The sequence below is a fragment of the Klebsiella sp. 141153 genome (genome assembly GCF_032601995.1).
GTDB lineage: Bacteria > Pseudomonadota > Gammaproteobacteria > Enterobacterales > Enterobacteriaceae > Klebsiella > Klebsiella aerogenes.
The window spans coordinates 269,093-295,542 of the sequence record NZ_JAQIRJ010000003.1 but is presented as its reverse complement, the minus strand read 5'-3'; the positions used below and the strand labels follow the sequence as shown (position 1 = coordinate 295,542).

Here is a 26,450-nt window from a genome sequence, read left to right as displayed (position 1 = left end):
GGGAGCTATCCAGTGGGACTTACTCATAAAGCACGACTCTATTTATCCGTTGCCATAGGAAATCTGTTAATGATTGCTAGTGCTTCCTGTGAGCTTATCACTTTTCCCGTTTCATTTGTTAATGAGGATAAATCATCAACGTCACCAGAAACTCCACAACCAAATAAGCCACTGTCCAATGATGCCCCAGTTGTATATGCTAAACCGGTTGAAAAAACTCAACTTGCAAAACAACTGCCACCTGCTGCACCTGCAGATACGGTTATAAAAAATATTATTTCTTCAAAAGAAAAATATAATCTGCACAGCGCAATGCTGATGGCCGTTAGCTGGCACCCGGAAATTAAACGGGCAATAGCTGAATCGGAAAGACTAAAATCGATGATAGATGAGGTTAAATCTGCATATTATCCTAATGTGCAAATGGGCCTTAATTCCGGTATCGCCAAAGATGATTATAGTGATGATAATAATAAAACCAATCAACTCAACTTATCAGTTGAGCAGATGATTTATGATTTTGGTAGCACCAGTGACCGGGTTGAGCTCTCTCAACTGAATGTCGCCAGCGCCAGCTACGAAATAGAAAAAGAGATTAATGATATTCTTTATCAGACGATTGGCGCCTATTTGCAAATAGTCCGCTATCATCAACTCAGCGCTGCGGCAAAGGAACGTATTGACGGTTTTTCTAAGATCAAAGATTTAACGAAAAAACGCGTTGCGCTGGGGGCCAGCGCTGAATCTGATTACTCTCAGGCAAACCTCAGAGTAGCCGAAGCACTCTCAAACTATAATGATTATATATCACAATATAAAAAATGGCTGGCAACTCTGGATCATCTATTAAATAAAAAAATATCAGCCAGTATTATCATGGAGTTCCCTAATGAAATCGAAGAACTCTATAATAATATCTTACGTGATAATCCAGTTAATACTGACTCACCGGCAATCAGGATTGCCAGAGCTAAAATTGATATCGCCAAAAAACAAATCGATGTCCAAAAGAATGAATATTATCCGACAATAACGTTGGCGCCTTACTATGAACATGATTTGACTGAACAATCGACTAACAATGGCACCACCAAAAACCGCGACCGTTATGGCGCATTTATTAATGTAAAAGTCCCGCTTTATCAGGGCGGATCTGTATCTTCTAAGGTACAGCAAGCACAAGAAGCGCTCAATACTGCGCAATTTAACTTAGATGCTGAAAAGAATAATGCCGATCAGAGGATAATGGAATATTCGAGCCAAATGCGAAACACCAAAATTAGCCTGGAAAACAAACGCGAAAGGGAGCAGAGCGCTATAAGAACGCGTAATCTTTATATGTCACAGTATCTGGAGTTGGGGGCTCGTTCGGTTTCCGATTTAACCAGCGCTGAAGCCGAGATCCATCAGACCAAAGCCGACATCATTAATAGTCATTATACCGTGTCGAACCTTGCCATGGAAAGTCTGTACTATGCTGGCAAATTAATTAATTTAATGAAAAATAAAGGATGATATAGTGCAAGATATGGATTTCTTTTCCTCTATGGAAAATGACAGTGGCGCCAAAGAGTACTATCTGGAGCAGTGGAAAAGCGCGTTAGTGACTATCGCGCACCATTATCGTCTCAATGTTTCAGAACAGAATATCCTGATAACATCTTTATGGCATGATAAAGATTCAAGCAGTAAAGTTGTAGAGATTATGAGTCGCCGGGCAGGGCTTTCTTTTAAGGAAGACGCTGTTGCGGGTTATCGCTTTAATTCGTGGTTGTTTCCTCAAGTGCTGGAAATGAAAGATGGCCGTCTGGCCATTATCAAGAGTATTGATGAAGATAAAAATTTTGTTGTCTCGTTTATTGAAGATAATGAGCTGATCTCACTATTACAAGAAGATGAGGTCCGCGCTGAAGGTCGTAGAATTATCACGCTGCGCCCGGCCAAAAATGTCTCCGACCCTCGCATTGATGATTACATCAAGCCGGCTGAAAAGTACTGGGTCTGGAAAATTATTTTTGCCGACATGAAACCATACTATCTGGTCATACTGGGGTCTCTGTTTGTCAATGTGCTTGGTCTGGCCGGTATTACTTACTCTATGCAGACCTACGACCGTGTCATTCCAGCACAGTCACATCCTACAATGTGGGTGCTTTTCATTGGTGTGATCCTGGCGCTTATTTTTGATTTCACCTTGCGCTTAATTCGCTATAGCGTAACTGATATCCTCGGCAAGCGTGCAGACTTGATTATTTCAGACAGGGTCTTTGGTCGTGCCTTGAGGATTAAAAACCCTTATCGCCCGAAATCAACAGGGTCGTTTATTTCTCAGCTAAAGGAACTGGAACAGGTTCGTGAAATGATGACTTCGTCAACCGTCGTTGCCATCACGGATTTACCGTTCTTCTTTATGTTCCTGGTAATTATCTATTTTTTGGGGGGAATTGTCTTCCTCGTACCTTTAGCTGGGGCCATTCTTATGGTGCTTCCTGGTCTATTAAGTCAAAAGAAACTGTTCAGGTTAGCCAACACGGCTACGCGAGAATCCAGTCTGCGTAACGCCATGCTGGTCGAAACGGTTCAAGGGCTGGACGACATCAAATTTTTGCAAGCCGAGCATCGCTTTCAACAGCAATGGCTGCACTACATTAAGACGACGGCAGAAAACAGTCTGGAATTAAAGCATCTGACGCATACCTTAACAACCTGGTCATATTTCGTCCAGAGTTCGGTGTTTGTATGCCTGGTACTGGTAGGAACTCCCTTTGTTATGTCCGGCGATCTGTCAACCGGGGCATTAGTGGCCTCATCCATTCTGAGCTCAAGAATGATGGCGCCTATTGCGCAAATAGCGAGCATCATAACTCGTTGGCAACAAACCAAAGTCGCGATGACTGGTCTCGACTCGATAATGCAATTACCCATCGATCAACCGGAACATCAGCGGTTGATTCACAAGAAATTTATCGAAGGCCAGTATTCGATTACCAACGCGGCTTTTACGCATCAGGTAGACGGTCAGAAAATCGCGGTGAGTATTGATTCGCTGGAGATCAAAGCGGGTGAGCGTATTGCCATTCTTGGGCGCAATGGTTCGGGTAAGTCATCGCTGTTAAACGCGCTTTCAGGGATGATGCATCAGAAGTCCGGCGAAGTAATTCTGGATGGTATCAATATTAATGATATCGATCCCGCCGATCTGCGTCGTGATGTTGGATACCTGAGCCAAAACTCTCGACTATTTTTCGGTTCGCTTCGTGAAAATATTACACTGGGATCCCCCTTGGCCCAGGATGAAGATATTATTGAAGCCATTAAGATAACCGGTGCCATTAATTTCATCAACCAGCTACCATCGGGTTTAGATTATATTATCCAGGAGGGTGGGCACGGTCTTTCTGGCGGACAGCAGCAGACTATTCTGTTGGCTCGACTGGTATTGCGTAATCCTAATATTGTTATTATGGATGAACCCACTTCCTCACTGGATGATGTGACAGAAGATGAGTTCGTCAAAAAAATGAGCAACTGGATTTCCGGTAAAACAGTTATTATTGCTACCCATCGTAAGAAAATATTGGATCTTGTTAATCGAACTATCGTGGTGTCTGGCGGTAGGGTGGTGTTAGATAAACGCAAAGATGAAATTATTGATGATATGTAATTAATATATTGCCACTAATTATATCATTATATTTTGCCCAGCTATTTTAAATGATGGTTTTTAATGAAAAATATACCAGGAAAAGTAAAAAAGAATTTTATACTTACAAAGGACTTTTGTAAGAATGTTTTTTTTACAACGGATAAGGATGCGACTCATAGGGTACGAGAGACTGACGAGTTTACGCTTGCCGACACGCATGGCGGCGTTAAGACTAGCCGGGCATTGTATATATTGCTCAGCGTTATCTTTTTTCTCAGCGTATTTTTGCTGTGGGCTTCTATGTTTAGTATTGATGAAGTCTCGAAAGGCGATGGGAGGGTTATCCCCAGCTCGAAAGAGAAGATCATTCAATCTCTTGATGGTGGGATTCTCGATAGAATCAACGTTACTGAAGGACAGATAGTTCAGGTGGGGGATATTATTGCTAATCTGGATACGATAAGAACCCAGGCTGCAGTGATGGAATCTGAATCCAAATATCGGGCGCTATTGGCCAGCAAAGTTAGACTTTTGGCGGAGATTAGCAATCGTCCTTTAGTTTTTCCTGATGAATTACATGATTTTGCAGAAATCACCGATAGAGAAATGGTGCTTTATACTTCGCGGAAAAATAATTATATCGCGTCGATGAAAGATATTCAGGCGTCAAGAGTATTATTGAATAACGAACTCGCGATTAACACTCGACTTATGGCCCAAGGGGCGTCAAGTAAAGTTGATGTTATCAGACTCAGGAAGCAGCTCGTCGATCTGAATATGAAAGAATCAGAGCTAAACTACAACTATCAGGTAAAATCTGGAGAGGAACTATCGAGAATTTCCGGAGAAGTTGATTCGTTATATCAGAAGATCATCGGTCAGCGCGATCTACTGAAAAAATCGACCATCACTTCTCCAGTCAGGGGCATTGTGAAAAATATTGAAGTTAACACTATTGGTGGCGTCATTCCCCCAAATGGAACTATCATGAACATCGTTCCCCTTGATGACCGATTACTTATCGAGGCTAAAATATTGCCACGTGATATCGCTTTTATTCATCCAGGACAGCGTGCGATCGTCAAAATCACCGCCTATGACTACTCAATCTATGGGGGACTGGATGGTGAGGTGGTAACAATTTCACCTGACACGATTTCCGATCCTCAAAAACCGGAAGTTGTTTTTTATCGTGTTTATATCAGAACCACGAAGGACCATTTGCAAACTAAAGATAATAAACAGCACTTTATTTCTCCTGGGATGGTGGCGAGTGTAGATATCAAGACCGGCAAAAAGACAATCCTTCAGTACCTGATTAAACCATTTAACAAGGTTGGTGAAGCGCTTAGGGAAAGATAGCCAGATGGGGCTTATGCTGGCGAATCACCGTATGTCAAAACTAAAACGGGTTTCTGTCACCAGGGGGGCGTCATACCAGATGCGTCCCCCTGGACCGGGAGAGGAAAAGCAACCGGAGGTAATAGAAGGCGTCCGGTTTATTATCATTAATATCCGCGTGGCGTCTCAACGATCTCACGACGACGTCGCGGAATCGACTCCCACAATTGCTGACTGGTGACCAGTAAAATATATCTTGTTGATAATACATTAACCTGATTGATTACAATAAAAAACAGGCATGCGATGCACGAAAATTATCGGGATATTGAAGCCATCCCGCTTGAGTTGTATGGTAAGGTCTTTTCCTGTCTGATAAAAAAATTCGGGGAGATGAATATTTACATTTCCTTTTTCACTGTTATCTCCGTAAAACTTCTCTACTCTTTTACTGTGAAAAGTATAAATATCATCCATTCTTGTATAGGTAAAACTAATCACTCTCCTGATATTTATCCGAACACCATTGTCTACCGCATAACCATACATTGTTAACTCGCCTTTATTACCGCCAAAAATAAAACCATAACTTGCATCTAATTTAAAATCATTGTTAATGAGAGTATGGCGGCTATGGCATGAAATAGCACTGTCGGTATTAAATGGAGAAGGTAAATAAAAATATACCCCTGAAAAAGCGCCTAAACATGCAAGTGAGCATAAAATGGATTTATATCTCATGGTGTTTCCTCTAATTCTCTCGCTATGGTAACGGAGCGACAGTCTTGTTGTTTTTTATTATATGTAGCGCAGTTGATTATGTTTATTTTTGATTGCATCGGAGATACGGTAAAAAAAACGTTCTCTTTATTAAAGCAGGGTAACCCGACACTTTTCATTATGTTTTTAATTTCATTTTCAGAATATTGATCACCTATAGTGTAGATGAAGCAGTTCGTGGATGAGAGTTGGTTATAAGATTTGAATATATTATCATTAGTGAAGCTTATGTATATGAATCCCAATACGGTTATCAGTATTAATAATATAGCTCCGGTGAATAAAACGTAGCGGGTTTTTATTTGTAATCTATTCTTTTTCGCAACCTGAATCGTTGACGTGAGGACCATATCAGAACCAAATTCGGGAGGAAGCGATACAGGTATCTCCTCGGTGAAGTGTTTTTTGCCGATTTCAACGGACGGCACTGGTTCTATATCCTTTTCCGCTGTGCCTTCTGGTGTTTGATTACTCTCATTGAGTTGAAACGCCGGGGGGGTATCCTGCGTAATTAATACACTGACACTATTGTTAAAAATAATACCATGACGTGGGACGGTTTCAATAACATCACATAATTCCAGCTGTGCCAGTTTTCTGCGTAGATGTAGTATGCACTGATAAAAAGTATTAGAACTCACCGTGGACTCTCGCTTCAAGCCCCAGGCGTACAGGATTAGCTCATCCTGAGAAACAAGACGTCCTTGGTTTTTTAATAATCTATCCAGACAAAGGCTTGCTGGAACATTAAGTTTAAGTTTTGTTCCAGTATTCATGTCCTCTATTGTTCTGCGAAATGGAATAAATTTAACACGACCATTAATTATAAAGTAATGATTATTTTTTGAGCCGCTTTCTTTTTCTTCGATCATTAAAAAATCCTTTTATATTAATGGTTTATTTCTTCCGCGCTAAGACGAGTAGGATAACTTAATATGAAATAAAATCTCTAAATTAAGGCATAACTAAAGTGAATAAGAATAAGAAATGACTTTTCAGTGTAAACCAATCAGAAAACTATCTATTCTTCACAATAGAAAGCGAAGCGCTTTATTAGTTTGCTTTGTAATAAAAAAAGAATCAACAACAACAATGAATTTCAGAATGATTAAAATTGATGATGACTTATCTGTTATACATTGTGCTTTGACGATGGAATATCATTTTTATGTCAAGAATCAATATGTAAAATTGGGTCTTGATACGATGTATGATGAGCTTGGACTGGGTGAAAAAAGTAAAATATATATACTTGAGGAGCTTGGTTTCCTTAGTGTCTATACTTTATTATATATGATTCATTTGATTTATGAACGCAGGGATGCCTCAATCATCATACTGAGCGATAGAATCGTTCAGGGAGATGCGTCTTTGTTCTTTGTATCAAAACGTTCATCAATAGATGAGTGGCGTAAAATATTACTGGTTGATAATTCAAAACAAATTAAAGTATTAATTTCGTATTACTATTCAATTTGCAACGGGGAAGGGTTAACCCAACAGGCGCATGCTGTTTTACTGATGACCCGGGGAATTAAAACCATTGGCTCTATATGCAATACTTTGAATCTTAACCGGAAACAAGTTTCATATTATCACTCAAAACTCAAAGAGAAACTTGGTTTGAATGACCCGATGTTATTTTATAACTATCTCAACTGGTTATAACCGCGCGCTGGCCCCGAAGGGGTGAGCCGCGTTGCGGCGAATAATCGAACGCAGTTCGATGGAGAGTCCGGCCGTAGAAAAGCAAAAACCCGCCTTTTGGGCGGGTTCTCTGAATAAGTGGTGCCCGGACTCGGACTAACGCCGCAGGCGTTGAACAGCGCGCTTGTCGCGCTGGCCCCGAAGGGGTGAGCCGAGTTGCGGCGAATAATCGAACGCAGTTCGATGAAGAGTCCGGCCGTAGAAAAGCAAAAACCCGCCTTTTGGGCGGGTTCTTTAAATAGTGGTGCCCGGACTCGGAATCGAACCAAGGACACGGGGATTTTCAATCCCCTGCTCTACCGACTGAGCTATCCGGGCAACGGGGCGCATTAAACCTGATTCACCGCGCCTCGTCAACGAAATTTATAAATTTCGCAGCAGACTGCACAATCTATCACCACTTTGCCGTAAAAGCACGCGTCGTCAGGCAAAAAAGGCCGTCCACGCGACCGAAATCGGCATTGCCAGCAGTAGGGCGGGGAGCATATTGACCACCGCGAACATCTTAATCCCGCAGATACGCAGGCCGGTCGCCACCAGCAGCATACCGCCGACGGCGCTGAAGTCTGCCATCATCATCGGCGTGGTCAGCGGCATGATAAGCGAGGCGCAGGCCGCCAGACTGAGCTGAATCAGCAGCATCGGCACACAGATTGCCGACACCGCCAGCCCCAGGGTACAGGCGAAAATCGTGGCGGTGAAAAAGTCGAGAAACGCTTTGGCGATAAGGATGCTGGCGTCGCCGGTCATTCCTTCGCGCATGGCGCCAAAAACGCCGGTACCGCTGGCGCAAAACAACACAATGATCGCCACGTAGCTCTGAATATAAGACTCGTGGGCCGAGGCCTTTTTCCTGCCCTTTGGCGACAATAGTTGCTGGAGTTTGCTCACCAGGGTATTGATGCCTTTCTCCATATTACACACTTCGCCGAGTAGCGCGCCGACCAGCGTCGCCAGCACCATCACCGGCAGGTTGGCGCACTTGATGACCAGTAAAATACCAATCCCCAGTGATGCCAGCCCGAAAATCGAGGTCATCGAGGTGCGGATCCGTTCCGGCAATCGTTGGCTCAGTAGCGCGCCCAATACGCCGCCGGCAAGCACCGCGCTGGCGTTAATAAATGGCCCTATAACCAAAGTAAACTCCTGTTAATTATTCCTGATGTCCGCATTATTATGACCATGTTTTGCCGCGAAGGCTTGCGGATACGTGGGGAGAATGCATATGGATTTCATCTTGCGCCACTTTCGGAAAGGTGCCATGATTGCGCGGATTTTCACCTCTTTACCCTGAGGCCGCCGGGATGACGACATCGCCATTACATCGCCGTTGCCGCTGCGTACTGCTGCGTGGTTTGCCTCGTTCCTCACTCTCCCTGTTCACCATGCGGTGAAGGCCACGTATGCTCACTGTAGGACAACAGTAAGATCGGACGCGTCTGCTTTTACTGATGTCCGGCGGTCGGAGCTGAATTCCGTCAGACCCGGACACATCGTTGGGCAAGGCTCCACCTTTGCCTGAGATTTTTACACTCCCGATACGGGCATTTGCGCTTATGAAATCTATGCACATTGCCGCCAGCTGCGAGCTGGTCTCCCGTCTGTCCACCCATCGCCAGGTTGTGGCGCTGGACAGCACTGATTTTACCGATGCGGCAGCGGTCGTCATCACCGCGGCGGATAGCCGCAGCGGTATCCTGGCCCTGCTCAAGCGCAGCGGATTCAATCTGCCGGTCTATCTGTTTAGCGAAACGCAAACGGATAAACCGGAAGGAGTCGTCGCGGTGATTAGCGGCAAAGAGCAGGAGTGGCTGGAGCTGGAAGCGGCCGCCTGCGGCTATGAAGAGAAACTGCTGCCGCCGTTTTTCAACACGCTTAGCCAGTACGTTGAGATGGACAACAGCACCTTCGCCTGTCCCGGCCATCAGCATGGCGCGTTCTTTAAAAAGCATCCGGCGGGCCGCCAGTTCTACGAGTTTTTCGGCGAGAACGTTTTTCGCGCCGACATGTGCAACGCCGACGTCAAGCTCGGCGATCTGTTGATCCATGAAGGTTCTGCGAAGCACGCGCAGAAATTTGCGGCAAAAGTCTTCAATGCCGATAAAACCTACTTCGTGCTTAACGGCACTTCCGCGGCGAACAAGGTCGTGACCAATGCGCTGCTGACCCGCGGCGATCTGGTACTGTTCGATCGCAACAACCATAAATCAAATCATCATGGCGCGCTGATCCAGGCCGGGGCGACGCCGGTCTATCTGGAAGCCGCGCGCAACCCGTTCGGCTTTATCGGCGGCATCGACGACCACTGCTTTGATGAAACCTACCTGCGCGAGCTGATCCGCGAGGCGGCGCCGGAAAAAGCCGACGCGCCGCGCCCGTTCCGCCTGGCGGTGATCCAGCTGGGCACCTATGACGGCACGGTGTATAACGCGCGCCAGGTGGTGGATAAAATCGGCCATCTCTGCGATTACATCCTGTTTGACTCGGCGTGGGTCGGTTACGAGCAGTTTATCCCGATGATGGCTGACTGCTCGCCGCTGCTGTTGGATCTCAATGAAAACGATCCGGGCATTTTTGTGACGCAATCGGTGCATAAGCAGCAGGCCGGTTTTTCGCAGACCTCGCAAATTCACAAGAAAGATAACCATCTGCGCGGCCAGGCGCGTTTCTGCCCGCATAAGCGGCTGAATAATGCCTTTATGTTGCATGCTTCCACCAGTCCGTTTTATCCGCTGTTCGCCTCGCTCGATGTGAATGCCAAAATCCACGAAGGAGAGAGCGGTCGGCGGCTGTGGGCGGAGTGCGTTGAGCTGGGTATTGAAGCGCGTAAAGCGATACTAGCGCAGTGTAAATTATTGCGGCCGTTTGTGCCGCCGCTGGTTGGCGGGAAACCGTGGCAGGAGCATTCGACGGCGACTATCGCCAGCGAACGGCGCTTCTTTAGCTTCGAACCGGGCGCGAGCTGGCACGGCTTTAGCGGTTATGCTGACAATCAATACTTTGTCGATCCGTGTAAGCTGCTGCTGACCACGCCGGGTATCGATGCCGATAGCGGCGACTATACCGAGTTTGGCATCCCGGCGACCATCCTGGCGCACTACCTGCGCGAAAACGGCATCGTGCCGGAGAAGTGCGATCTCAACTCTATTTTGTTCCTGCTGACGCCGGCGGAAAGCGCGGAGAAACTGGCGCGACTGGTGGCGATGCTGGCCCAGTTCGAACAGCATATCGAAGCGGATTCGCCGCTTGCTGAGGTATTGCCGACGATTTACAACAAATACCCGGTTCGCTACCGCGATTACACCATTCGCCAGCTGTGTCAGGAAATGCACGATCTGTACGTCAGTTTTGATGTTAAAGACCTGCAAAAGGCGATGTTCCGCAAGCAGAGTTTCCCGCCGGTGGTAATGAACCCGCAGGACGCCAACCGCGAATTTATCCGCGGCAACGTTGAGCTGGTGCGCCTGTGCGAGGCCGAAGGCCGCATCGCGGCGGAAGGGGCGCTACCGTATCCGCCGGGCGTGCTGTGCGTGGTGCCGGGCGAGATCTGGGGAGGCGCGGTGCTGCGCTACTTCCTTGCGCTGGAAGAGGGAGTCAATATGCTGCCGGGCTTTTCGCCGGAGCTGCAGGGGGTTTATAGCGAAACGGATGCCGATGGTATTAAGCGGTTGTATGGGTATGTGTTGAAAGCCTAAGCCGGGACCAGGCATTGTGCGCGTATTTTGCCGGATGACGGCTGGCGCCTTATCCGGCCTACGGTCCGTGCGGCCTGCCTTTAATCTAATCATCGTGCTGGCTGAAACTGCCGGTACCAATGGCCTCAAACCCCCGGTGGCGCTGCCGCTTACCGGGGCTACAGTGCTGTGCGATTTGGTAGCCCGGAGAAGGCGCAACGCGCCGCCTCCGGGAAAACCCCTGTGCGACAAAACCGTTGCCAACCGATAACAGTATCTACAAATTCTGTAGGCCCGGTAAGGCGTCAGCCGTCACCGGGCAATGACAATCAGGCGTTCTGGCGCGCGGCGGCAGGCTGTCTGACGTGTTGATACTTGAACAGCGCCACGAAAGCGAAGGCCAGCACCAGCGAGTAGGCGGCGAAAATCAGCCACACGCTTTGCCAGTTAGTGATCCCCTCAACGGTAAAGTGCTCGACAACTTTGCCGCTCACCATCCCACCAAGGATGCAGCCGAAGCCGTTGGTCATCATCAGGAACATACCCTGGGCGCTGGCGCGGATTTCCGGACGCACCTCTTTCTCAACGAACACTGAACCGGAGATGTTGAAAAAGTCGAAGGCACAGCCGTAGACGATCATCGACAGAACCAGCAGGACGGTACCGAACGGCGTCGGGTCGCCGAAGGCGAACAGGCCGAAGCGCAGCATCCACGCCACGATACTAATCAGCATCACGTTCTTAATGCCGTAGCGGCTAAGGAAGAACGGGATAGTCAGAATAAACAGCGTTTCGGAGATCTGCGAAATCGACATCAATACCGATGCGTGCTCGACGATAAAGCTACCGGAGAACAGCGGGTCTTTATCGAAGCTGTGCAGGAAGGTGTTGCCAAACATATTGGTGATCTGCAGTTCGGCGCCGAGCATCATGGAGAAGATAAAGAAGATTGCCATACGCTTGTTTTTAAACAGCGCAAAGGCGTTCAGGCCGAGCATCTCGGTCCAGCTCTGGTTGCGCTGGGCGTTGGCGACCGGAATATGCGGCAGCGTCAGGGTGAACAGCGCCAGCAAGACCGACAGCGTCGCGCCGATATAAAGCTGCATATGGCTAAGTTCGAAGCCAGAGAAGCTGACGCCCCACATGGCGAGGATAAAGCCGATGGTGCCCCAGATACGAATTGGCGGGAAATCGGTCACGATATCCAGCCCCGCCGACTGCAGGCGGTAGTAGGAGATGGTGTTGATCAAGCCAAGCGTCGGCATATAGGCCAGCGAGTTAAGCAAGATCACGAGGAACATCTCGCCTGGCGTAGTGACCTGCGCCGCGAGGTACAGCGTTAACGCGCCGACCAGGTGGCAGATGGCATACACCCATTTGGCGCTGATCCATTTATCGGCGACGATCCCGAGCAGCGTTGGCATCAGAACGGCGGCGATACCGAGCGAGCTATACACCGCGCCGATGGCCGCGCCGTCAAACTTCAGGGTGACGAACATGTACGAGCCGAGCGTGGTTAGCCAACTCCCCCAAAGGCAGAACTGCAGGAACGACAGTATTTTTAACTGCAGCTTAAGATTCATGTATTTATCCTCACGAATGTGGGCTTGTTATGTGTTTTAAATAACATAACCAACGTTATTTTGATGTAATTCTATCATTTAGCGATTGCAAGCTTCTGTTAACTGCCGCAGAAAATCGAAAGATATTACCAAGTATGTCATAAAAAAAGAGAGGCCCGGTGCGATGCCCGGGCCTGTGGGGGAGAAGCGTTACTTACGGCGATAACTTTTTTGCGCGGTGTTAACTTTATACAGATAACGGCGCGATTCGGCAGATGGATGGCGGGTGGTGAGCGTCTGGTAGACGTCGCCTGGCGCCATACTGTTAATGATGTTCGCCGCCTGGACTTTATCGCTGGAGAAGACGCGCAGTACGCTGCCAGCGCCGCCGTTATAGGCGGTGATCACCGCGTAGCGACGCGAGGTGGGGTTATCGATGCCGGCGAGATAAACGTTGTTCAGCATCGCCAGATAGGCGGTACCGGTATCGATGTTATTCGCCGGGTCAAACAGATAGCTGCGGCTCGGCAGGCCGGATTTGCCCTGCGAACGGAAGACGTCTTTCCCCGCGCTGTGCTGAACGACCTGCATCAGCCCCATGGCATCCGCGTGGCTCACCGCATAGGGGTTAAACGACGACTCTGTCTGCATTATCGCAAGGATCAGCGACTCATCTACGCCGTATTTACGCGAGGCCTGGCGCACCATACCGAGATATTTATGCGCACGTTTATCGAGGTGGTTAGGCACCAGATTAATGGTGATGCTATAAATCATGCGCAGGCCGTTGTTACGGCTCTTCAGGCGGGTTTGCAGCAGATAATCGGCATAGCGCGCGGCGCGCCACTCCCAGCGGATGGATTCACCGGTGTTATCGACGACCTGGCCGTAGAGGAACGGTTCTTTGGAAATCTGAATATCATCGACGTCGGAATAGAGGTCGATAGAGTTGGGGTCATCGCCCATCAACAGGGTTTTGATAATCGCCTGGCGTAACCTTCCTTGCGGATCGGTTCCGGCGATGGTCTCGACGGTAATCGTACCGGCATCAAAGTTGATGTGGCTACGGGTTTGATATTGATCGGTATATTTTACGTAGTCCTTCGGCCCGGCGAGCAGAACTTCGTTATACCCCCAAATGTTCTCGATGTTATGGGCAAACTGGCCCATCAGGATATCGAATCCGTTAGTGTCCTTGACCCAGGCCTCGTTATATTCGGCGCCTTTTTTATTGGAACTGGAACAGGACACGAGCAGTGGCGCAATCAGCGCGAGCGCTAAGTATTTTTTCATCATTCCGGGAGTGCGTGTTGTGTTTGTTTGGTAAAGGCCGTGAGGCCCTTACTGTTGTTCCGGCGGCGTGTAGCCTTCGATGTGAACGTCTTTCCCTTCAAACAGGAACTGCACCATCTCCTGTTCCAGCAGCTTGCGGTGCTCCGGGTTCATCATGCTGAGTTTTTTCTCGTTGATCAGCATGGTCTGCTTATGCTGCCACTGCGCCCAGGCCTCTTTGGAGATTTCGTTGTAAATGCGCTTACCGAGCTCGCCCGGATACAGCTGGAAATCCTGGCCGTCCGCTTCACGCTGCAGGAAAGTACAAAAAATCGTTCTGCTCATAATCAATCCTCTTTTATAGCCGAAAAAACTAGACCGGCGTTCCGGCTTTCAACTGTTGCAACAAGCGCTCCACGGGGGCCGCCAGTCCGACCGATGGCGGCTGCGCTAAGTTATACCAGAGTGCGTTACCTTCATCCATGCATGCGCCAGATGAGTGCACTGTAAGCCACATCGGCACAATATCCAGGTGGAAATGGCTGAAAGTGTGGCGGAAGGCGGTTAATTGCGTCAGATTATCGGCCTTTATCTGACGCTGCGCTAGCCACTCGCGTAGCCCGGCTTCATCCTCAAACTGCGGAAAACAGAACAATCCGCCCCATAAACCTACCGGCGGACGTTGGGAGAGGTACACCTCGTCGCCGTGCTGCATCAGCAGGAAGTAGCCGGTGCGCTCCGGGATGGTCTGCTTCGGTTTTTTCCCCGGATATTCCGCCCATGAATGGTTAGCGTAGGCCACGCAGCCTTTACTCAGCGGGCACAGTTCGCACTTCGGTTTCGAGCGGGTGCAAACCATCGCGCCGAGATCCATCATCGCCTGGTTGAAGCGCTCTACGCCCTGCGCCGGCGTCACCTCTTCGCTTATTTCCCACAGCCGTTTTTCCACCTCTTTTTTCCCCGGCCAGCCGCTCACAGCATAGCAGCGGGCGAGTACCCGCTTCACGTTGCCGTCGAGAATCGGATAATGCTGACCGAGCGAAAGGGATAAAATCGCCCCCGCCGTCGAGCGCCCGACGCCGGGAAGCGCGGCCACCTCTTCAAAGGTTTGCGGGAACTCGCCGCCGTGCAGCGTGGCGACCTGCTGCGCGGCTTTATGTAAATTGCGCGCTCGCGCGTAGTAGCCAAGGCCGGTCCACAGATGCAGCACTTCATCGAGCGGCGCGTTGGCTAAATCAACAACCGTTGGGAAACGCGCCATAAAGCGTTCAAAATAGGGAATAACCGTGGTGACCTGGGTTTGTTGCAACATCACTTCGGAGAGCCATACTTTGTAAGGCGTCTTGGCGATTTGCCAGGGCAGGGTTTTACGGCCGTATTTGTCGTACCAGTCCAGGACCTGGGCTGAAAATTGCGCGGCGAGAAAAGTCAAAGCTACGGCTCCGGAATCGCGATTACAGGGTGGCAGATTGCAGCACAAGGGCGAGTGGCTGTAAACCCTTGCATCCGCCGGGTAACTTTGGATAATGCCCGTTTTCCGAACACATTCACAAGCAGACTTAACTTTTATGAAAAACGACGTCATTTCTCCGGAATTCGATGAAAACGGTCGCCCGCTGCGCCGTATTCGTAGCTTTGTCCGTCGCCAGGGCCGCCTGACGAAAGGGCAGCAGCATGCGCTGGATAACATTTGGCCGGTGATGGGCGTTGAATTCAACGATGCGCCGCTCGATTTCGCCGCCCTGTTTGGCCGCGAAGCGCCGGTCACCTTAGAAATTGGTTTCGGCATGGGCGCCTCGCTGGTGGCGATGGCGAAAGCTAAACCGGAGCAAAACTTCCTCGGTATTGAAGTGCACTCGCCGGGCGTCGGCGCATGCCTGGCGTCCGCGGAAGAAGAAGGCGTACAAAATCTGCGCGTAATGTGTCACGATGCGGTCGAAGTGCTGCACACGATGATCCCGGATAACTCGCTGAATATGGTGCAGCTGTTTTTCCCTGACCCGTGGCATAAAGCGCGTCATAATAAACGTCGTATCGTGCAGCCGCCTTTCGCCGAGCTGGTAAAAAGCAAGCTGAAGCTGGGCGGCGTCTTCCATATGGCGACCGACTGGGAAGCCTATGCCGAGCATATGCTGGAAGTGATGTCTTCGCTGGAAGGCTATCGTAACCTGTCGGAAAGTAACGATTACGTACCGCGCCCGGAATCGCGCCCGGTAACCAAATTTGAACAACGTGGCCATCGTCTTGGCCACGGCGTATGGGACTTAATGTTCGAGAGGGTGAAATAATGGCCAAGAATCGTAGCCGTCGTCTGCGTAAAAAAATGCATATCGACGAGTTTCAGGAGTTAGGTTTCTCCGTAGCCTGGCGTTTCCCGGAAGGGACCAGCGAAGAGCAGATCGACCAGACGGTCAACGATCTGATCGAAGAGGTCATTGAGCCGAACAAACTGGCCTTTGACGGCAGCGGCTATCTCTCGTGGGAAGGGCTCATCTGCATGCAGGAAATCGGTAAATGTACTGAAGAGCATCAGGCCATCGTTCGTAAGTGGCTGGAAGATCGTAAATTAGCGGATGTGCGCACCAGCGAACTTTTTGACGTCTGGTGGGACTAAGTTTGACAAGGGTCGGCAATTGCCGGCCCGATTTGTCTTAAGGGAGTAAAAAGATGCGCAAAACGCTGCTGGCGGTGGCGCTTTCCGTCACCGCTTTGTCTGCCCACGCGGACTACCAGTGTAGCGTCACGCCGCGTGACGATGTGATCCTCAGCCCGCAGCAGGTGCAGGTGAAGGGGGAAAACGGCGATCTGGTGATTAAGCCGGACGGCAATCTGACTTTTAACGGTAAAGCCTATGCCCTTAGCGCCGCCCAGCGCGAACAGGCGCAAGATTATCAGGCCGGTCTGCGCAGCAGCCTGCCGTGGATTGACGACGGCGCGCGCTCGCGCGTCGAGAAGGGCCGCAAGGCGCTGGATAAAATCATCACCGAGCAGGTCGGCGCCAGCAGCAGTATGCATAGCCGCCTGACCAAGCTGGACGCGCAGCTGAAAGAACAGATGAACCGCATTATCGAACGTCGCAGCGATGGCCTGACTTTCCACTATAAAGCTATCGACCAGGTTCGCGCCGATGGCCAACAGCTGGTGAATCAGGCGATGGGCGGCATTCTGCAGGACAGCATTAACGAGATGGGCGCCAAAGCGGTGCTCAAAGGCGGCGGCAACCCGCTGCAGGGCATTCTCGGCAGTCTTGGCGGCCTGCAAACCGCAATCCAGGATGAGTGGAAAAACCAGGAAGCGGATTTCCAGCAGTTTGGCAAAGATGTCTGCAGCCGGGTGGTCTCGCTGGAAGAGAGCCGCAAAGCGCTGGTTGGCTCGTTAAAATAATCAAGATTTCGCGGCCCGCATAGCTTTGGGCCGCGCTCTTCTCCACTCAGGCCCGGCCGTGCGACACGCGTGAACGGCGAGCCAGAGAATCAATGATAACCGCAATCGCCAGTACCGCGCCGGTAATGATATAGCGCAGCGATGACGGCAGGTTCAACAGCGTCAGCCCATTTGAAATCGACTGAATCACGATGATCCCCAATAGCGCGGACCAGGCGCTGCCGCGTCCGCCGAACAGGCTGGTGCCGCCGATCACCGCTGCGGCGATGGCGTTGAGGTTGACGTCGCCGGTGCCGGCCTGCTGGCTGGCGGAGGCCAGTCGTGACGCCGCGAGAATGCCGCCGAAGGTCGCAAGCGTGGTACACAGGACGAAAGCGCTCACATAAATCGCCCGTACGTTAATCCCCGAACGGCGCGCCGCTTCACGGTTGCCGCCGACCGCGAACATTGAGCGGCCCCATTTTGTCCGTTTCAGCGCGTAGTTGAGGATCATCACGCAGGCGACGAAGAGACCGAAAATCCACGGAATACCGCGCCCCTGATTGAGGTAAAGCACCGCGGCCTCGAAGATAATCGTCAGCGCGATCGCGCGCGCCAGTAGCGAGCTGACTCCCTCGGCGGAAAGATTGGCCGCCAGGCGCCGCGAGCGTTTTTTCAGGCCAAAGACAATAATCGCCAGCCCCGGCAGCAGCGCCATCAGGTGTGAGAACCAGCCGGGCATCACCAGCAGTTGGCCAAAGCGTACCAGCGGCGACGTGTAGGGCAGGTTAATGCTGCCGCTCGGCCCGAGGATATACAGCTGCATGCCCAGCAGCGCCAGCAGGCCGGCGAGGGTGGCGACGAAACTCGGCATCCCGACGCGGTTATACAGCAGCGCGTAGACCAGCCCGACGGCCACGCCGCAGGCCAGCGCCACGGCGATGGCTCCCGCCAGCGGCCATCCTGCGTTCACCCACAGCACGCCGACGATAGCCGATGCCAGGCCGCTCATCGAGCCGACCGACAGGTCTATCTCGCCAAGCATCAAAACGCAGACGATGCCGAGCGAGATAAACCCGACCGTCGCGCAATCAAACAGCAGGTTCACCAGGTTATTCGGCGCGATATAGACCGGATTGAGGAAGGTGAAGACCAGGGAAATCACAATCAGCCCGGCGATCACCGGCGCGGTGCCGAGATCGCCGGTTTTGATGCGGGTTATCTGCGCGCGCAGGGCGCCGAACAGGCCCTCGTCGTGACGAACGCGCTCATCGCTGCGGTCCAGCGCGGTGTGGGATGCGGTCTTACTGTTCATAAAATTACATCGCTCCGGAAGTCGTGGGCTGTGATTTACGTTCAACCCGGCGCGAGACGGCGTTTTCCGTCGCGCCGGTGATCGCGGCGACCAGATCCTGATTAGAAGCATCGGGCGTGAAGAGCCCTTTGTTGCGCCCGAGACGCAGCACCACGATACGGTCGGCGACGGCGCGAACGTCTTCCATGTTGTGACTGATGATGATGACACCAAGCCCGCGATCGCGAACGCGCTCAATCAGGTTGAGCACTTCCGCGGTCTGCGCGACGCCCAGCGCCGCGGTAGGCTCATCGAGCATGATGATTTTAGGATTCAGCAGCAGCGAACGGGCGATGGCGACGGTCTGCCGCTGGCCGCCGGAAAGCGATGCCACCGGTTCGCGTACTGATGGAATTCGTGCCGCCAGCTCCTGCAGTAGCGTCCAGGCTTTCACTTCCATCGCTACTTCATCAAGCTGGAACGGCGAAATTTCATGGCCCAGAAACAGGTTTGCCACCACATCAAGGTTTTCGCACAGCGCCAGATCCTGAAACACCGTGGCAATACCGTATTCCAGCGCTTTGCCGGGGCTATCGAGGGTGACAGGGTTGCCGTCAAACTCAATGGTGCCGGAGGTCGGCTGGTGGACGCCGGCGAGGATCTTCACCAGCGTGGATTTGCCCGCGCCGTTGTCGCCGACCAGCGCGACCACCTCGCCGGCGTGGACTTCTAATTCGATATCCGTCAGCGCCGACACCGCGCCAAAATGTTTAGAGACGTTGCGCAGTTGCAGTATTGGCCGCCCGGCGGCGGAGTTGTGTTGTTGTTGCGGCATACAAAACGACCTCAATAATGGCGAAATCACGCCCGCCGCAGCGGGCGCAGGGTCACAGGTTACTTGCTGATGCCTAACTTCTGGCAGGCGGCGGCGTATTCGCCGCTACACACCTGATCCCAGGTCTGGATTTTTTTATCGAAGATTTCCGCTTTGATGTTTTTGGCGGTCACCACTTCCGGGGTAAATAGCTGGGAAGGGGTGTTGTACAGGGTGGTGCTGGCCTGCGGTTTTTTGCCCTGAATAAAATCAACCGCCACTTTGGCCGCCGCTGCGGCAACGATCTCCGATGGCTTGGAGATGGTGTTGTACTGGTCGCCGGCGATGATCAGCTGCAGCGCGGCGATAGTGGCGTCATTGCCGGTGACCGGCGGCAGCGGCTGGACGCCGGCAGCTTTAAAGGCGGCAATCGCCCCGCCGCCGGTACCGTCGTTCGCCGCGACCACGCCCTTAATTTTGTCGCCAAAGCGGGTAACCTGCCCGGCGGTCCACTCCTGGGCTTTCGGCGGCGCCCACTCCGGGGTGTCGAATTCGGCCAGCGTTTTGTAACCGGACTCTTTCAATCCGCGATGGATACCGTCGCGGATCAGCCCTGCGGCGGCATCGGTTGGCGAACCGTTAATTTGCAGCACCCCGGCGTCCTGCGGCACGCCGCTCGCTTTCAGGTGGTCGGTGAGGGATTTCGCGATGGCGTAGCCAATGCCCTCGTTATCAAACGAAACATAAAAATCGGCCGGTTTGTTTGGCACCGGGCGGTCATAGGCAATGACCTTGACCCCCTGCGCCTGGGCGTTTTCGACCAGCGCGGCGGCGGCGGAAGAGTCAACCGGATCCAGGACGATCACTTTCGCCCCCTGGGCGATTACCGAGTTGAACTGCTGCTGCTGGAGCGACGCGTTGGCGTTGGCATTCTGATAGATGACCTTACATTCCGCGCAAAGCTTGCTCATTTCCGCCTTAAAACCGGGGAAGTCGTGCTGCTCATAGCGGGTAGAGGCCTGATCGGGCATTAAAAAGGCCACGGTGGCGGACTCTGCAGACCAGGCTGAAGCCGTGACGGTGCCGGTTAGTGCGGCGAGTGTGATAAAAATATTACGGTAATTCATTGTGTTACCCTCTTTCTTATAGGCTTAAGCCCGCCGGGTTGCGCCGACGTTACAGAGACTTTTTTAATCAGAGTTACCAATAATTCACATGTAGGATACGTCGGTTTTACATTTGCTCAACCGATGAAGCAGGATTACCACTGCGCAAAAAATGAGTCAAGAAAAGGAAAAAAGTCGATCGGATTTTGTGATTCGCAGCAAATAAGCGAACAAAAAAACGCCAGTCGATTTGACCGTAGCGGGAGAGGATGTAGGGGGAAGATACGGGCGACGATGCGCCGCCCGCAGGGGTTACTCTTCGCTGAGGAACAGCTCCAGCAGCGAATTTAAAAACAGCTTACCGTGCTCGGTAATCTGCCAGTTTTGCGCATCTTCCAGCAGATAGCCTTCGGCGATGGCGGCATCGATTTGCGGACGGATAACCTGCTCATCAAGTCCGGTATACAAGCTGAACTCCGCGCGCGGCGCGGCCTCCAGCAGGCGGAAGCGGTTCATAAAGAACTCGAACGGTTTATCCGCCGCCTCCACGTCGTGCTGACGCTCCAGGTAACGGCCTTCCATGTAGCCGCGCGGGTGACGGGTTTTCGCCGTACGCAGAATGCGGCCATCGGGGAAGGTCACTTTGCCGTGCGCGCCGCAGCCGATACCGAGGTAGTCGCCAAAGCGCCAGTAGTTGAGATTGTGCTGGCACTGATAGCCTGGTTTGGCGTAAGCGGAGGTCTCGTACTGCTGATAACCTGCGGCGCTCAGCAATTGATGTCCCTGTTCGAAAATATCCCACAGCGCATCGTCATCCGGTAACACCGGCGGGCGCGAACCAAACAGCGTGTTCGGCTCAATAGTCAACTGATACCACGACAGATGCGGCGGATTCAGCGCGATCGCCTGGCGCAAATCATCCAGCGCCTCATCCAGCGACTGGTCCGGTAGGCCATGCATTAAATCGAGGTTAAAGCTACGCAGCCCGAGGCCGCTCGCCAGCCGCGCCGCGCGTTTTGCCTCTTCCGGGCCGTGAATACGTCCCAGACGCTGCAATTTGGGCTCGCTAAAGCTCTGCACGCCGATGGAGATACGGTTGACGCCGGCACGCTGATAGTCAACGAAGCGATCGGCCTCCACGGTCCCCGGATTGGCTTCCATGGTGATCTCCGCATCCGCCGACAGCGGCAGGCAGGCGCGCACGCCATCAAGCAGGGTTTGCATCGCCGGGCCGGAAAGCAGGCTCGGCGTACCGCCGCCGATAAAAATAGTCTTAATTTCACGTCCCTGTGCGTATGGTGCATCGTGGCGTAGATCGGCAAGCAGGTGCTGGACGTAGTCGTCGTGCGGCACTTCGCCCTTCAACGCATGCGAATTGAAATCGCAGTACGGGCATTTCTGCACGCACCACGGGATATGAATATAAAGACTCAGAGGCGGCAAATTAGCCATTACGTAATGCTTCCAGTAACAGTTTCAGCGCCTGCCCGCGGTGGGAAATGGCGCTTTTCTCTTCACGGCTCAGCTCCGCCGCGGTTTTACCCTCGGACGGCACAAAGAAAATTGGGTCATAGCCAAAGCCGCCGTTACCCGCCGCCTGACGAGTAATCACGCCCGGCCAGCTGCCATGGCATACCAGCGGCGTCGGGTCTTCGGCATGACGCAGATACACCAGCACGCAGTGGAACTGGGCCTGACGTTGCTCATCGGGCACATCCTGCAGAGCATCCAGCAGCTTTTCCAGATTCTGCTGGTCGCTGGCGTTTTCGCCCGAGTAGCGGGCGGAGTAAATTCCCGGCGCGCCGCTCAGCGCATCCACCGCCAGGCCCGAATCGTCGGCGATGGCCGGCAGGCCGGTGACCTGCGCGGCGTGACGCGCTTTGAGGATCGCGTTTTCGATAAAGGTCAGGCCGGTTTCTTCGGCGGAATCGACCCCAAGCTCGGTCTGGGCGACGACGTCGAGACCAAAATCTTCCAGCAGCGAGGCCAGCTCGCGAACTTTACCGGCGTTGCCGGTAGCGAGTACAACTTTTTGCATATTCAATCCTGTTTAGTCAGTCAGCGCCGCGACGGCGGGCGGGATCTGCTGCGGGTGAATGATTTTTACCTGTTTATGACGGCCCAGTTCGCCTTTTTCGATAAGCACCTGGCTTTTCGCGACGCGGAACTGTTTAGCGAGATATTTTACCAGATGGGCATTTGCCTGGCCGTCGACGGGTGGGGCGGTGATGGCGACTTTGAGCTCGTCGCCATGCAGACCAACAAGGCTATCGCGGCTGGCCTTTGGCTGAATATACAGCCTGAGCACCAGCCCGTCAGCACAGACTTCAACGGCACTCATAGCGCCATCCACAGCCCCGGAAGCAGGACATTGCCGGTAGCTTGCAGCAGCTCGGCGATCCCCATATTAATCACGTACAGCAGCAGCACCAGCACCATCGGCGAAAAGTCGATGCCGCCCATGGATGGCAGAAGGTTGCGAATCGGGCGCAGCAGCGGGTCGGCCAACTGCATCAGCACGTATTCCACCGGGCTGCGACCCTGACTTACCCAGCTCATAATAGCCATCAGCAGCAGCACCCAGAAAATCAGCGAACCGATGGTTTTCAGCAGGATCAGCACCGCGGCAATCCAGATAATCGGCTGGAAGGTGACTACCATAAACAGCACGATCGCCTTGATAACGCAGAGCACGAAGGCGACCAGCAGGGAGGCGCTATCCAGCGGCCCCATTGCCGGGATAATCCGGCGCAGTGGCCCGACGATAGGCTGGGTGGCTTTCACCACGAACTGCGAAAACGGATTGTAAAAGTCGCAGCGCGCCCACTGCATCCAGACGCGTAACAACATGACCATTGTGTAGAGTTCAATGACCGTGGAGAGCAGGAAGGTCAACGTCTTCATGGCGTTCCTCAGATTCCTTATTTTTTGCTGTAGTCGCGCGCGCCGAAGATTGCGGTCCCGATGCGCACCATAGTGCTTCCCGCCGCGATAGCGGCTTCCATGTCATCCGACATGCCCAGAGAGAGCGTATCAACCGAAGGGTAGAGCGTTTTCAGTTGCGCGAATGCTACCGCCATTTGTTGGGCGACGGCAAACTGCCTTTCATACTCTGACTCTGGCGCCGGAATGGCCATTAACCCGCGAAGCTGGAGGTTCGGTAAGGCGGCGACACCGGCGGCTAAAGCGTCAAGCTCCGCCAGCGGGATCCCGGATTTACTCTGTTCATCGCTGATGTTGATTTGAATCAGCACGTTCAGCGGCGCTAGATCCGCCGGACGTTGCTCGCTCAGGCGGCTGGCGATTTTCAACCGGTCGACGGTGTGGCACCAGTCAAAATGTTCGGCCACCAGCCGGCTTTTGTTGGACTGCAGCGGGCCGATGAAGTGCCATTGCAGACCGCTGACGCCCGCCTGCTGGAAATAGCGGATTTTATCCACCCCTTCCTGGACGTAGTTTTCGCCGAATGCCCGCTGTCCTGCGGCCATTGCTTCTTCGATAGCGCTCGCAGGTTTGGTTTTGCTCACTGCAAGCAACGTAACTTCTTCTGGAGCGCGGCCGCAGCGGGCGGCAGCGCCTGAGATTTTATCCCGGACCTGTGCCAGGTTATGCGCAATATCGTTCATATTCCGAGGATCAGTTATGGAGCTGGAAGAAATCGTGGCCCTTAGTGTAAAGCATAATGTCTCCGATCTACACCTGTGCAGCGCGTATCCGCCGCGCTGGCGTCGTTTGGGAAAGCTTGAGCCTGCGCCCTTTACTTCGCCGGATGTTGAGAAAATCCTCACTCGCTGGCTTAACGACCCACAGCTGGCGCAGTGGCGTGCCGATGGTCAGGTTGACTTCGCTTTGGCCCTCCCGAACGGGCCTCGGCTGCGCGCCAGCGCTTTTGCCCACGCGCGCGGCCTGTCGCTGGCTTTGCGTCTGTTGCCGCAGCAATGCCCGCAGTTGGTTGATTTGGGCGCGCCCGCCGCGCTTAGCGAACTGCTAAATGAAGAGAGTGGTTTGATCCTGATTACCGGCGCTACCGGTAGCGGCAAATCGACCACCCTGGCGGCGATGGTGGACTACCTCAATCAACATCGCCATGGTCATATTTTAACCCTTGAGGATCCCGTAGAGTTTATTCACGCCAGCAGAAACTGCCTGATCCAGCAGCGCGAAATCGGCCGCCATTGCTCCTCTTTCGCGGCGGCGCTACGCGTGGCACTGCGTCAGGACCCGGACGTCATCTTATTAGGCGAGCTGCGCGATAGCGAAACCATCCGCCTGGCGCTGACCGCAGCCGAAACCGGGCACCTGGTGATGGCGACGCTGCATACCCGCAGCGCGGCGCAGGCCATCGAGCGGCTGGTGGATGTGTTTCCAGCGGAAGAAAAAGAGCCGGTTCGTAGCCAGCTGGCAGGGAGTTTATGCGCCGTGGCGGCGCAAAAATTGTTGCCAAATGCTTCTGGCGGCCGGGTTGCGCTATACGAACTTTTAGTGAACACGCCGGCGGTGGCAAATTTGATCCGCGAAGGAAAAACGCATCAACTACCCGGCGTGATGCAAACCAGCCAGCAGGCTGGGATGCAAACCTTTGCGCAGAGTTTTCAACAACGTGCAGCGGCAGGTGAGTTATCCCCCTCGTAGTGATGAAACTAAGATGGTATTCATTAAATTGTTAATTCAGTGTTCAATTAATGTTTTGATAAATGTTTTTATAATACAAATAAGTGGTACGACCTAAGCCTAAATAATGAATGTTATGACAGCGGGCTTACATTTACCGCGCTTAACCAGGAAAAAAGTGGGATTACCTTTTGACACTTTTGCGGGGTTCGATTTATGCTGTTTACGGGAATAGGAAGATTCTCATGAAATGATGTTTCAATAACCAAAATGTATTTGAAAATATAAATACATTATTGAACGTTTAATTTTCAGTTAATTTAACCGCTAAGATGGCGGGGTACTGCTAAGGAGAGTTTCAAGTGATTAATTTATCGGAGAATTTACTGCATTCGCGTCAGGTGACTTTCATTACTCATCCGTCCATTCAGAGTAATGCATTTGCGACGTGGTTGACTGAGAAGCTATCCGTAAACGTAACTCTGCATAATATCAACAAACCGCTAACTCAACGCCTGGCAAAAGATTCCGTAATATTGTTTGATATTGCTGTTTCCAATAAGAAATTGAATGGCGTGTGGCGAGATATTATTCGCGTACAGGCAGATAATCCGCGTTTATTGATTATCAATAGCGCGCAAAAGTATGAGTTGTACGAAATGGCGCAATGGCCTGCGTTATATGGCGTATTCCGTCATGACGATGACCAATCGCGCTTAATTGAGGGCGTCAAAGCCGTATTGAATGGCGAACAGACGGCTGAATTGAGCGTGATGCACCCGGCGCTGTATTCTGCGGATCAGGTCACGGCGCCGACGGAGAACTCACCGTTGACCGAGCGTGAATGTGAGATCCTCAACGAGCTGCGCTGCGGCGCAACAAATATGGATATCGCTCGCGCGCTGTTTATCAGCGAAAACACCGTACGTACTCATCTGTACAATGTGTTCCGTAAGCTGAGCGTGAAGAACCGTACCCAGGCGGTAAGCTGGGCGAATGAACATCTGCGTCACTGATTGCCCGGCGGCGCTACGCTTGCGCGGGCCAACGGGTTATGCCAGCGAGGGGTTGTAGGCCGGGTAAGGCGAAGCCGCCACCCGGCGCGAAAGCGGCTCCGCGTCCGCTGCCATGATTGCCCGGCGGCGCTACGCTTGCGCGGGCCTACGGGTGATGCCAGCGAGGGGTTGTAGGCCGGGTAAGGCGAAGCCGCCACCCGGCGCGAAAGCGGCTCCGCGTCCGTTGCCATTATTGCCCGGCGGCGCTACGCTTGCGCGGGCCTA

Annotated in this window: 26 protein-coding genes and 1 tRNA gene; 10 read left to right on the top strand and 17 right to left on the bottom strand. The window is 52.2% G+C overall.

Annotated elements, in window-relative coordinates; genetic code table 11:
• The first annotated feature begins 69 nt into the window (after nucleotides 1-69).
• From PGS10_RS07275 to PGS10_RS07265, 3 genes are all read left to right on the top strand, one after another.
• Nucleotides 70-1,515 carry a TolC family protein gene (locus PGS10_RS07275; protein ID WP_165430587.1) on the top strand — a complete coding sequence of 482 codons (1,446 nt, stop codon included), beginning with the start codon at nucleotides 70-72 and terminating at the stop codon, nucleotides 1,513-1,515.
• Nucleotides 1,516-1,528: 13 nt separating this feature from the next.
• Nucleotides 1,529-3,664 carry a type I secretion system permease/ATPase gene (locus tag PGS10_RS07270; RefSeq protein ID WP_063416570.1) on the top strand — a complete coding sequence of 712 codons (2,136 nt, stop codon included), beginning with the start codon at nucleotides 1,529-1,531 and terminating at the stop codon, nucleotides 3,662-3,664.
• 63 nt (nucleotides 3,665-3,727) lie between these two features.
• Nucleotides 3,728-5,008, top strand: coding sequence for an HlyD family efflux transporter periplasmic adaptor subunit (locus PGS10_RS07265; protein ID WP_047042957.1), 1,281 nt, complete (start codon nucleotides 3,728-3,730; stop codon nucleotides 5,006-5,008).
• A 249-nt stretch (nucleotides 5,009-5,257) separates the two neighbouring features.
• On the opposite strand, the gene PGS10_RS07260 is transcribed toward PGS10_RS07265, so the two are convergent.
• Nucleotides 5,258-5,728: a hypothetical protein gene (locus PGS10_RS07260; RefSeq protein ID WP_316422656.1), complete on the bottom strand. Its 471-nt coding sequence runs from the start codon at nucleotides 5,726-5,728 to the stop codon at nucleotides 5,258-5,260.
• On the bottom strand, nucleotides 5,725-6,639 hold the full coding sequence (locus PGS10_RS07255; protein WP_316422655.1) for a winged helix-turn-helix domain-containing protein: 915 nt from the start codon (nucleotides 6,637-6,639) through the stop codon (nucleotides 5,725-5,727). Before PGS10_RS07255 ends, PGS10_RS07260 begins: the two co-directional genes overlap by 4 nt.
• Before the next feature lie 232 nt (nucleotides 6,640-6,871).
• On the opposite strand from PGS10_RS07255, the gene PGS10_RS07250 reads away from it, so the two are divergent.
• Nucleotides 6,872-7,435, top strand: a complete 564-nt coding sequence (locus PGS10_RS07250) for a hypothetical protein (RefSeq protein WP_047042948.1) — start codon at nucleotides 6,872-6,874, stop codon at nucleotides 7,433-7,435.
• A 281-nt stretch (nucleotides 7,436-7,716) separates the two neighbouring features.
• Here PGS10_RS07250 and PGS10_RS07245 read toward each other — a convergent pair.
• A tRNA-Phe gene (locus tag PGS10_RS07245) sits at nucleotides 7,717-7,792 on the bottom strand.
• Nucleotides 7,793-7,897: 105 nt separating this feature from the next.
• Nucleotides 7,898-8,611: a DUF554 domain-containing protein gene (locus PGS10_RS07240; protein ID WP_047042944.1), complete on the bottom strand. Its 714-nt coding sequence runs from the start codon at nucleotides 8,609-8,611 to the stop codon at nucleotides 7,898-7,900.
• A gap of 419 nt (nucleotides 8,612-9,030) precedes the next feature.
• On the opposite strand from PGS10_RS07240, the gene PGS10_RS07235 reads away from it, so the two are divergent.
• Entirely contained in the window at nucleotides 9,031-11,169 is a 2,139-nt protein-coding gene (locus PGS10_RS07235) for an ornithine decarboxylase (protein WP_063447593.1), read from the top strand.
• 308 nt (nucleotides 11,170-11,477) lie between these two features.
• On the opposite strand, the gene PGS10_RS07230 is transcribed toward PGS10_RS07235, so the two are convergent.
• The 4 genes from PGS10_RS07230 to mutY all read right to left on the bottom strand — a co-directional run bounded on the left by PGS10_RS07230 (nucleotide 11,478) and on the right by mutY (nucleotide 15,414).
• On the bottom strand, nucleotides 11,478-12,731 hold the full coding sequence (locus tag PGS10_RS07230; protein WP_045387267.1) for a nucleoside permease: 1,254 nt from the start codon (nucleotides 12,729-12,731) through the stop codon (nucleotides 11,478-11,480).
• Between the two features lie 189 nt (nucleotides 12,732-12,920).
• Complete coding sequence (gene mltC, locus PGS10_RS07225) at nucleotides 12,921-14,003, bottom strand: membrane-bound lytic murein transglycosylase MltC (protein ID WP_045392092.1); 1,083 nt, start codon at nucleotides 14,001-14,003, stop codon at nucleotides 12,921-12,923.
• A gap of 48 nt (nucleotides 14,004-14,051) precedes the next feature.
• Nucleotides 14,052-14,327 (bottom strand): oxidative damage protection protein, encoded by a 276-nt coding sequence (locus PGS10_RS07220; RefSeq protein ID WP_045392090.1) that lies wholly within the window; start codon nucleotides 14,325-14,327, stop codon nucleotides 14,052-14,054.
• Between the two features lie 28 nt (nucleotides 14,328-14,355).
• On the bottom strand, nucleotides 14,356-15,414 hold the full coding sequence (mutY, locus tag PGS10_RS07215; protein WP_316422654.1) for an A/G-specific adenine glycosylase: 1,059 nt from the start codon (nucleotides 15,412-15,414) through the stop codon (nucleotides 14,356-14,358).
• Between the two features lie 136 nt (nucleotides 15,415-15,550).
• On the opposite strand from mutY, the gene trmB reads away from it, so the two are divergent.
• From trmB to PGS10_RS07200, 3 genes are read left to right on the top strand one after another with little or no spacing between them, the layout of a single operon-like run.
• On the top strand, nucleotides 15,551-16,270 hold the full coding sequence (gene trmB / locus PGS10_RS07210; RefSeq protein ID WP_045392086.1) for a tRNA (guanosine(46)-N7)-methyltransferase TrmB: 720 nt from the start codon (nucleotides 15,551-15,553) through the stop codon (nucleotides 16,268-16,270).
• Complete coding sequence (locus PGS10_RS07205) at nucleotides 16,270-16,596, top strand: YggL family protein (RefSeq protein WP_015369722.1); 327 nt, start codon at nucleotides 16,270-16,272, stop codon at nucleotides 16,594-16,596. Before trmB ends, PGS10_RS07205 begins: the two co-directional genes overlap by 1 nt.
• A gap of 53 nt (nucleotides 16,597-16,649) precedes the next feature.
• Complete coding sequence (locus tag PGS10_RS07200) at nucleotides 16,650-17,366, top strand: DUF2884 domain-containing protein (RefSeq protein ID WP_015369723.1); 717 nt, start codon at nucleotides 16,650-16,652, stop codon at nucleotides 17,364-17,366.
• Between the two features lie 46 nt (nucleotides 17,367-17,412).
• Here PGS10_RS07200 and PGS10_RS07195 read toward each other — a convergent pair whose 3' ends face one another.
• From PGS10_RS07195 to PGS10_RS07160, 8 genes are all read right to left on the bottom strand, one after another.
• Nucleotides 17,413-18,660, bottom strand: coding sequence for a sugar ABC transporter permease (locus PGS10_RS07195; RefSeq protein ID WP_047044097.1), 1,248 nt, complete (start codon nucleotides 18,658-18,660; stop codon nucleotides 17,413-17,415).
• 4 nt (nucleotides 18,661-18,664) lie between these two features.
• Entirely contained in the window at nucleotides 18,665-19,474 is an 810-nt protein-coding gene (locus PGS10_RS07190; RefSeq protein WP_316422652.1) for an ATP-binding cassette domain-containing protein, read from the bottom strand.
• 59 nt (nucleotides 19,475-19,533) lie between these two features.
• On the bottom strand, nucleotides 19,534-20,580 hold the full coding sequence (locus PGS10_RS07185) for an ABC transporter substrate-binding protein (RefSeq protein WP_045392084.1): 1,047 nt from the start codon (nucleotides 20,578-20,580) through the stop codon (nucleotides 19,534-19,536).
• Between the two features lie 291 nt (nucleotides 20,581-20,871).
• The gene (gene hemW, locus PGS10_RS07180) at nucleotides 20,872-22,011 is read right to left on the bottom strand and encodes a radical SAM family heme chaperone HemW (RefSeq protein ID WP_316422651.1); all 1,140 of its coding nucleotides are present in this window, start codon (nucleotides 22,009-22,011) and stop codon (nucleotides 20,872-20,874) included.
• Entirely contained in the window at nucleotides 22,004-22,597 is a 594-nt protein-coding gene (locus PGS10_RS07175) for an XTP/dITP diphosphatase (RefSeq protein ID WP_316422649.1), read from the bottom strand. Before PGS10_RS07175 ends, hemW begins: the two co-directional genes overlap by 8 nt.
• A 12-nt stretch (nucleotides 22,598-22,609) precedes the next feature.
• A complete protein-coding gene (gene yggU / locus PGS10_RS07170) occupies nucleotides 22,610-22,900 on the bottom strand; it encodes a DUF167 family protein YggU (protein ID WP_015369728.1) in 291 nt (96 codons plus the stop codon).
• Nucleotides 22,897-23,463, bottom strand: a complete 567-nt coding sequence (locus tag PGS10_RS07165) for a YggT family protein (RefSeq protein WP_015369729.1) — start codon at nucleotides 23,461-23,463, stop codon at nucleotides 22,897-22,899. The genes yggU and PGS10_RS07165 overlap by 4 nt, the downstream gene beginning before the upstream one ends.
• A 17-nt stretch (nucleotides 23,464-23,480) precedes the next feature.
• The gene (locus PGS10_RS07160; RefSeq protein ID WP_063416375.1) at nucleotides 23,481-24,185 is read right to left on the bottom strand and encodes a YggS family pyridoxal phosphate-dependent enzyme; all 705 of its coding nucleotides are present in this window, start codon (nucleotides 24,183-24,185) and stop codon (nucleotides 23,481-23,483) included.
• A 16-nt stretch (nucleotides 24,186-24,201) separates the two neighbouring features.
• Between PGS10_RS07160 and PGS10_RS07155 the strand changes: the two genes are divergently transcribed.
• Nucleotides 24,202-25,191, top strand: a complete 990-nt coding sequence (locus PGS10_RS07155; protein WP_289575937.1) for a type IV pilus twitching motility protein PilT — start codon at nucleotides 24,202-24,204, stop codon at nucleotides 25,189-25,191.
• A 341-nt stretch (nucleotides 25,192-25,532) separates the two neighbouring features.
• The gene (locus tag PGS10_RS07150) at nucleotides 25,533-26,186 is read left to right on the top strand and encodes a LuxR C-terminal-related transcriptional regulator (protein ID WP_015369732.1); all 654 of its coding nucleotides are present in this window, start codon (nucleotides 25,533-25,535) and stop codon (nucleotides 26,184-26,186) included.
• On the opposite strand, the gene PGS10_RS07145 is transcribed toward PGS10_RS07150, so the two are convergent.
• Nucleotides 26,180-26,416, bottom strand: coding sequence for a hypothetical protein (locus PGS10_RS07145; RefSeq protein WP_316422647.1), 237 nt, complete (start codon nucleotides 26,414-26,416; stop codon nucleotides 26,180-26,182). The genes PGS10_RS07150 and PGS10_RS07145 overlap by 7 nt on opposite strands.
• Nucleotides 26,417-26,450: the final 34 nt, after the last annotated feature.

Excerpts from the sequence above, each read along its gene's own strand:
- PGS10_RS07175 (WP_316422649.1), bottom strand. The coding sequence starts at position 22,597 with ATGCAAAAAGTTGTACTCGCTACCGGCAACGCCGGTAAAGTTCGCGAG.
- PGS10_RS07195 (WP_047044097.1), bottom strand. The coding sequence starts at position 18,660 with ATGAACAGTAAGACCGCATCCCACACCGCGCTGGACCGCAGCGATGAG.
- PGS10_RS07265 (WP_047042957.1), top strand. The coding sequence starts at position 3,728 with ATGAAAAATATACCAGGAAAAGTAAAAAAGAATTTTATACTTACAAAG.
- PGS10_RS07200 (WP_015369723.1), top strand. The coding sequence starts at position 16,650 with ATGCGCAAAACGCTGCTGGCGGTGGCGCTTTCCGTCACCGCTTTGTCT.
- mltC (WP_045392092.1), bottom strand. The coding sequence starts at position 14,003 with ATGAAAAAATACTTAGCGCTCGCGCTGATTGCGCCACTGCTCGTGTCC.
- PGS10_RS07235 (WP_063447593.1), top strand. The coding sequence starts at position 9,031 with ATGAAATCTATGCACATTGCCGCCAGCTGCGAGCTGGTCTCCCGTCTG.
- PGS10_RS07165 (WP_015369729.1), bottom strand. The coding sequence starts at position 23,463 with ATGAAGACGTTGACCTTCCTGCTCTCCACGGTCATTGAACTCTACACA.
- PGS10_RS07185 (WP_045392084.1), bottom strand. The coding sequence starts at position 20,580 with ATGAATTACCGTAATATTTTTATCACACTCGCCGCACTAACCGGCACC.
- PGS10_RS07160 (WP_063416375.1), bottom strand. The coding sequence starts at position 24,185 with ATGAACGATATTGCGCATAACCTGGCACAGGTCCGGGATAAAATCTCA.
- PGS10_RS07230 (WP_045387267.1), bottom strand. The coding sequence starts at position 12,731 with ATGAATCTTAAGCTGCAGTTAAAAATACTGTCGTTCCTGCAGTTCTGC.
- trmB (WP_045392086.1), top strand. The coding sequence starts at position 15,551 with ATGAAAAACGACGTCATTTCTCCGGAATTCGATGAAAACGGTCGCCCG.
- PGS10_RS07255 (WP_316422655.1), bottom strand. The coding sequence starts at position 6,639 with ATGATCGAAGAAAAAGAAAGCGGCTCAAAAAATAATCATTACTTTATA.
- PGS10_RS07270 (WP_063416570.1), top strand. The coding sequence starts at position 1,529 with ATGGATTTCTTTTCCTCTATGGAAAATGACAGTGGCGCCAAAGAGTAC.
- PGS10_RS07260 (WP_316422656.1), bottom strand. The coding sequence starts at position 5,728 with ATGAGATATAAATCCATTTTATGCTCACTTGCATGTTTAGGCGCTTTT.
- PGS10_RS07205 (WP_015369722.1), top strand. The coding sequence starts at position 16,270 with ATGGCCAAGAATCGTAGCCGTCGTCTGCGTAAAAAAATGCATATCGAC.
- hemW (WP_316422651.1), bottom strand. The coding sequence starts at position 22,011 with ATGGCTAATTTGCCGCCTCTGAGTCTTTATATTCATATCCCGTGGTGC.
- PGS10_RS07220 (WP_045392090.1), bottom strand. The coding sequence starts at position 14,327 with ATGAGCAGAACGATTTTTTGTACTTTCCTGCAGCGTGAAGCGGACGGC.
- yggU (WP_015369728.1), bottom strand. The coding sequence starts at position 22,900 with ATGAGTGCCGTTGAAGTCTGTGCTGACGGGCTGGTGCTCAGGCTGTAT.
- PGS10_RS07155 (WP_289575937.1), top strand. The coding sequence starts at position 24,202 with ATGGAGCTGGAAGAAATCGTGGCCCTTAGTGTAAAGCATAATGTCTCC.
- PGS10_RS07275 (WP_165430587.1), top strand. The coding sequence starts at position 70 with ATGATTGCTAGTGCTTCCTGTGAGCTTATCACTTTTCCCGTTTCATTT.
- PGS10_RS07145 (WP_316422647.1), bottom strand. The coding sequence starts at position 26,416 with ATGGCAACGGACGCGGAGCCGCTTTCGCGCCGGGTGGCGGCTTCGCCT.
- PGS10_RS07250 (WP_047042948.1), top strand. The coding sequence starts at position 6,872 with ATGATTAAAATTGATGATGACTTATCTGTTATACATTGTGCTTTGACG.
- PGS10_RS07190 (WP_316422652.1), bottom strand. The coding sequence starts at position 19,474 with ATGCCGCAACAACAACACAACTCCGCCGCCGGGCGGCCAATACTGCAA.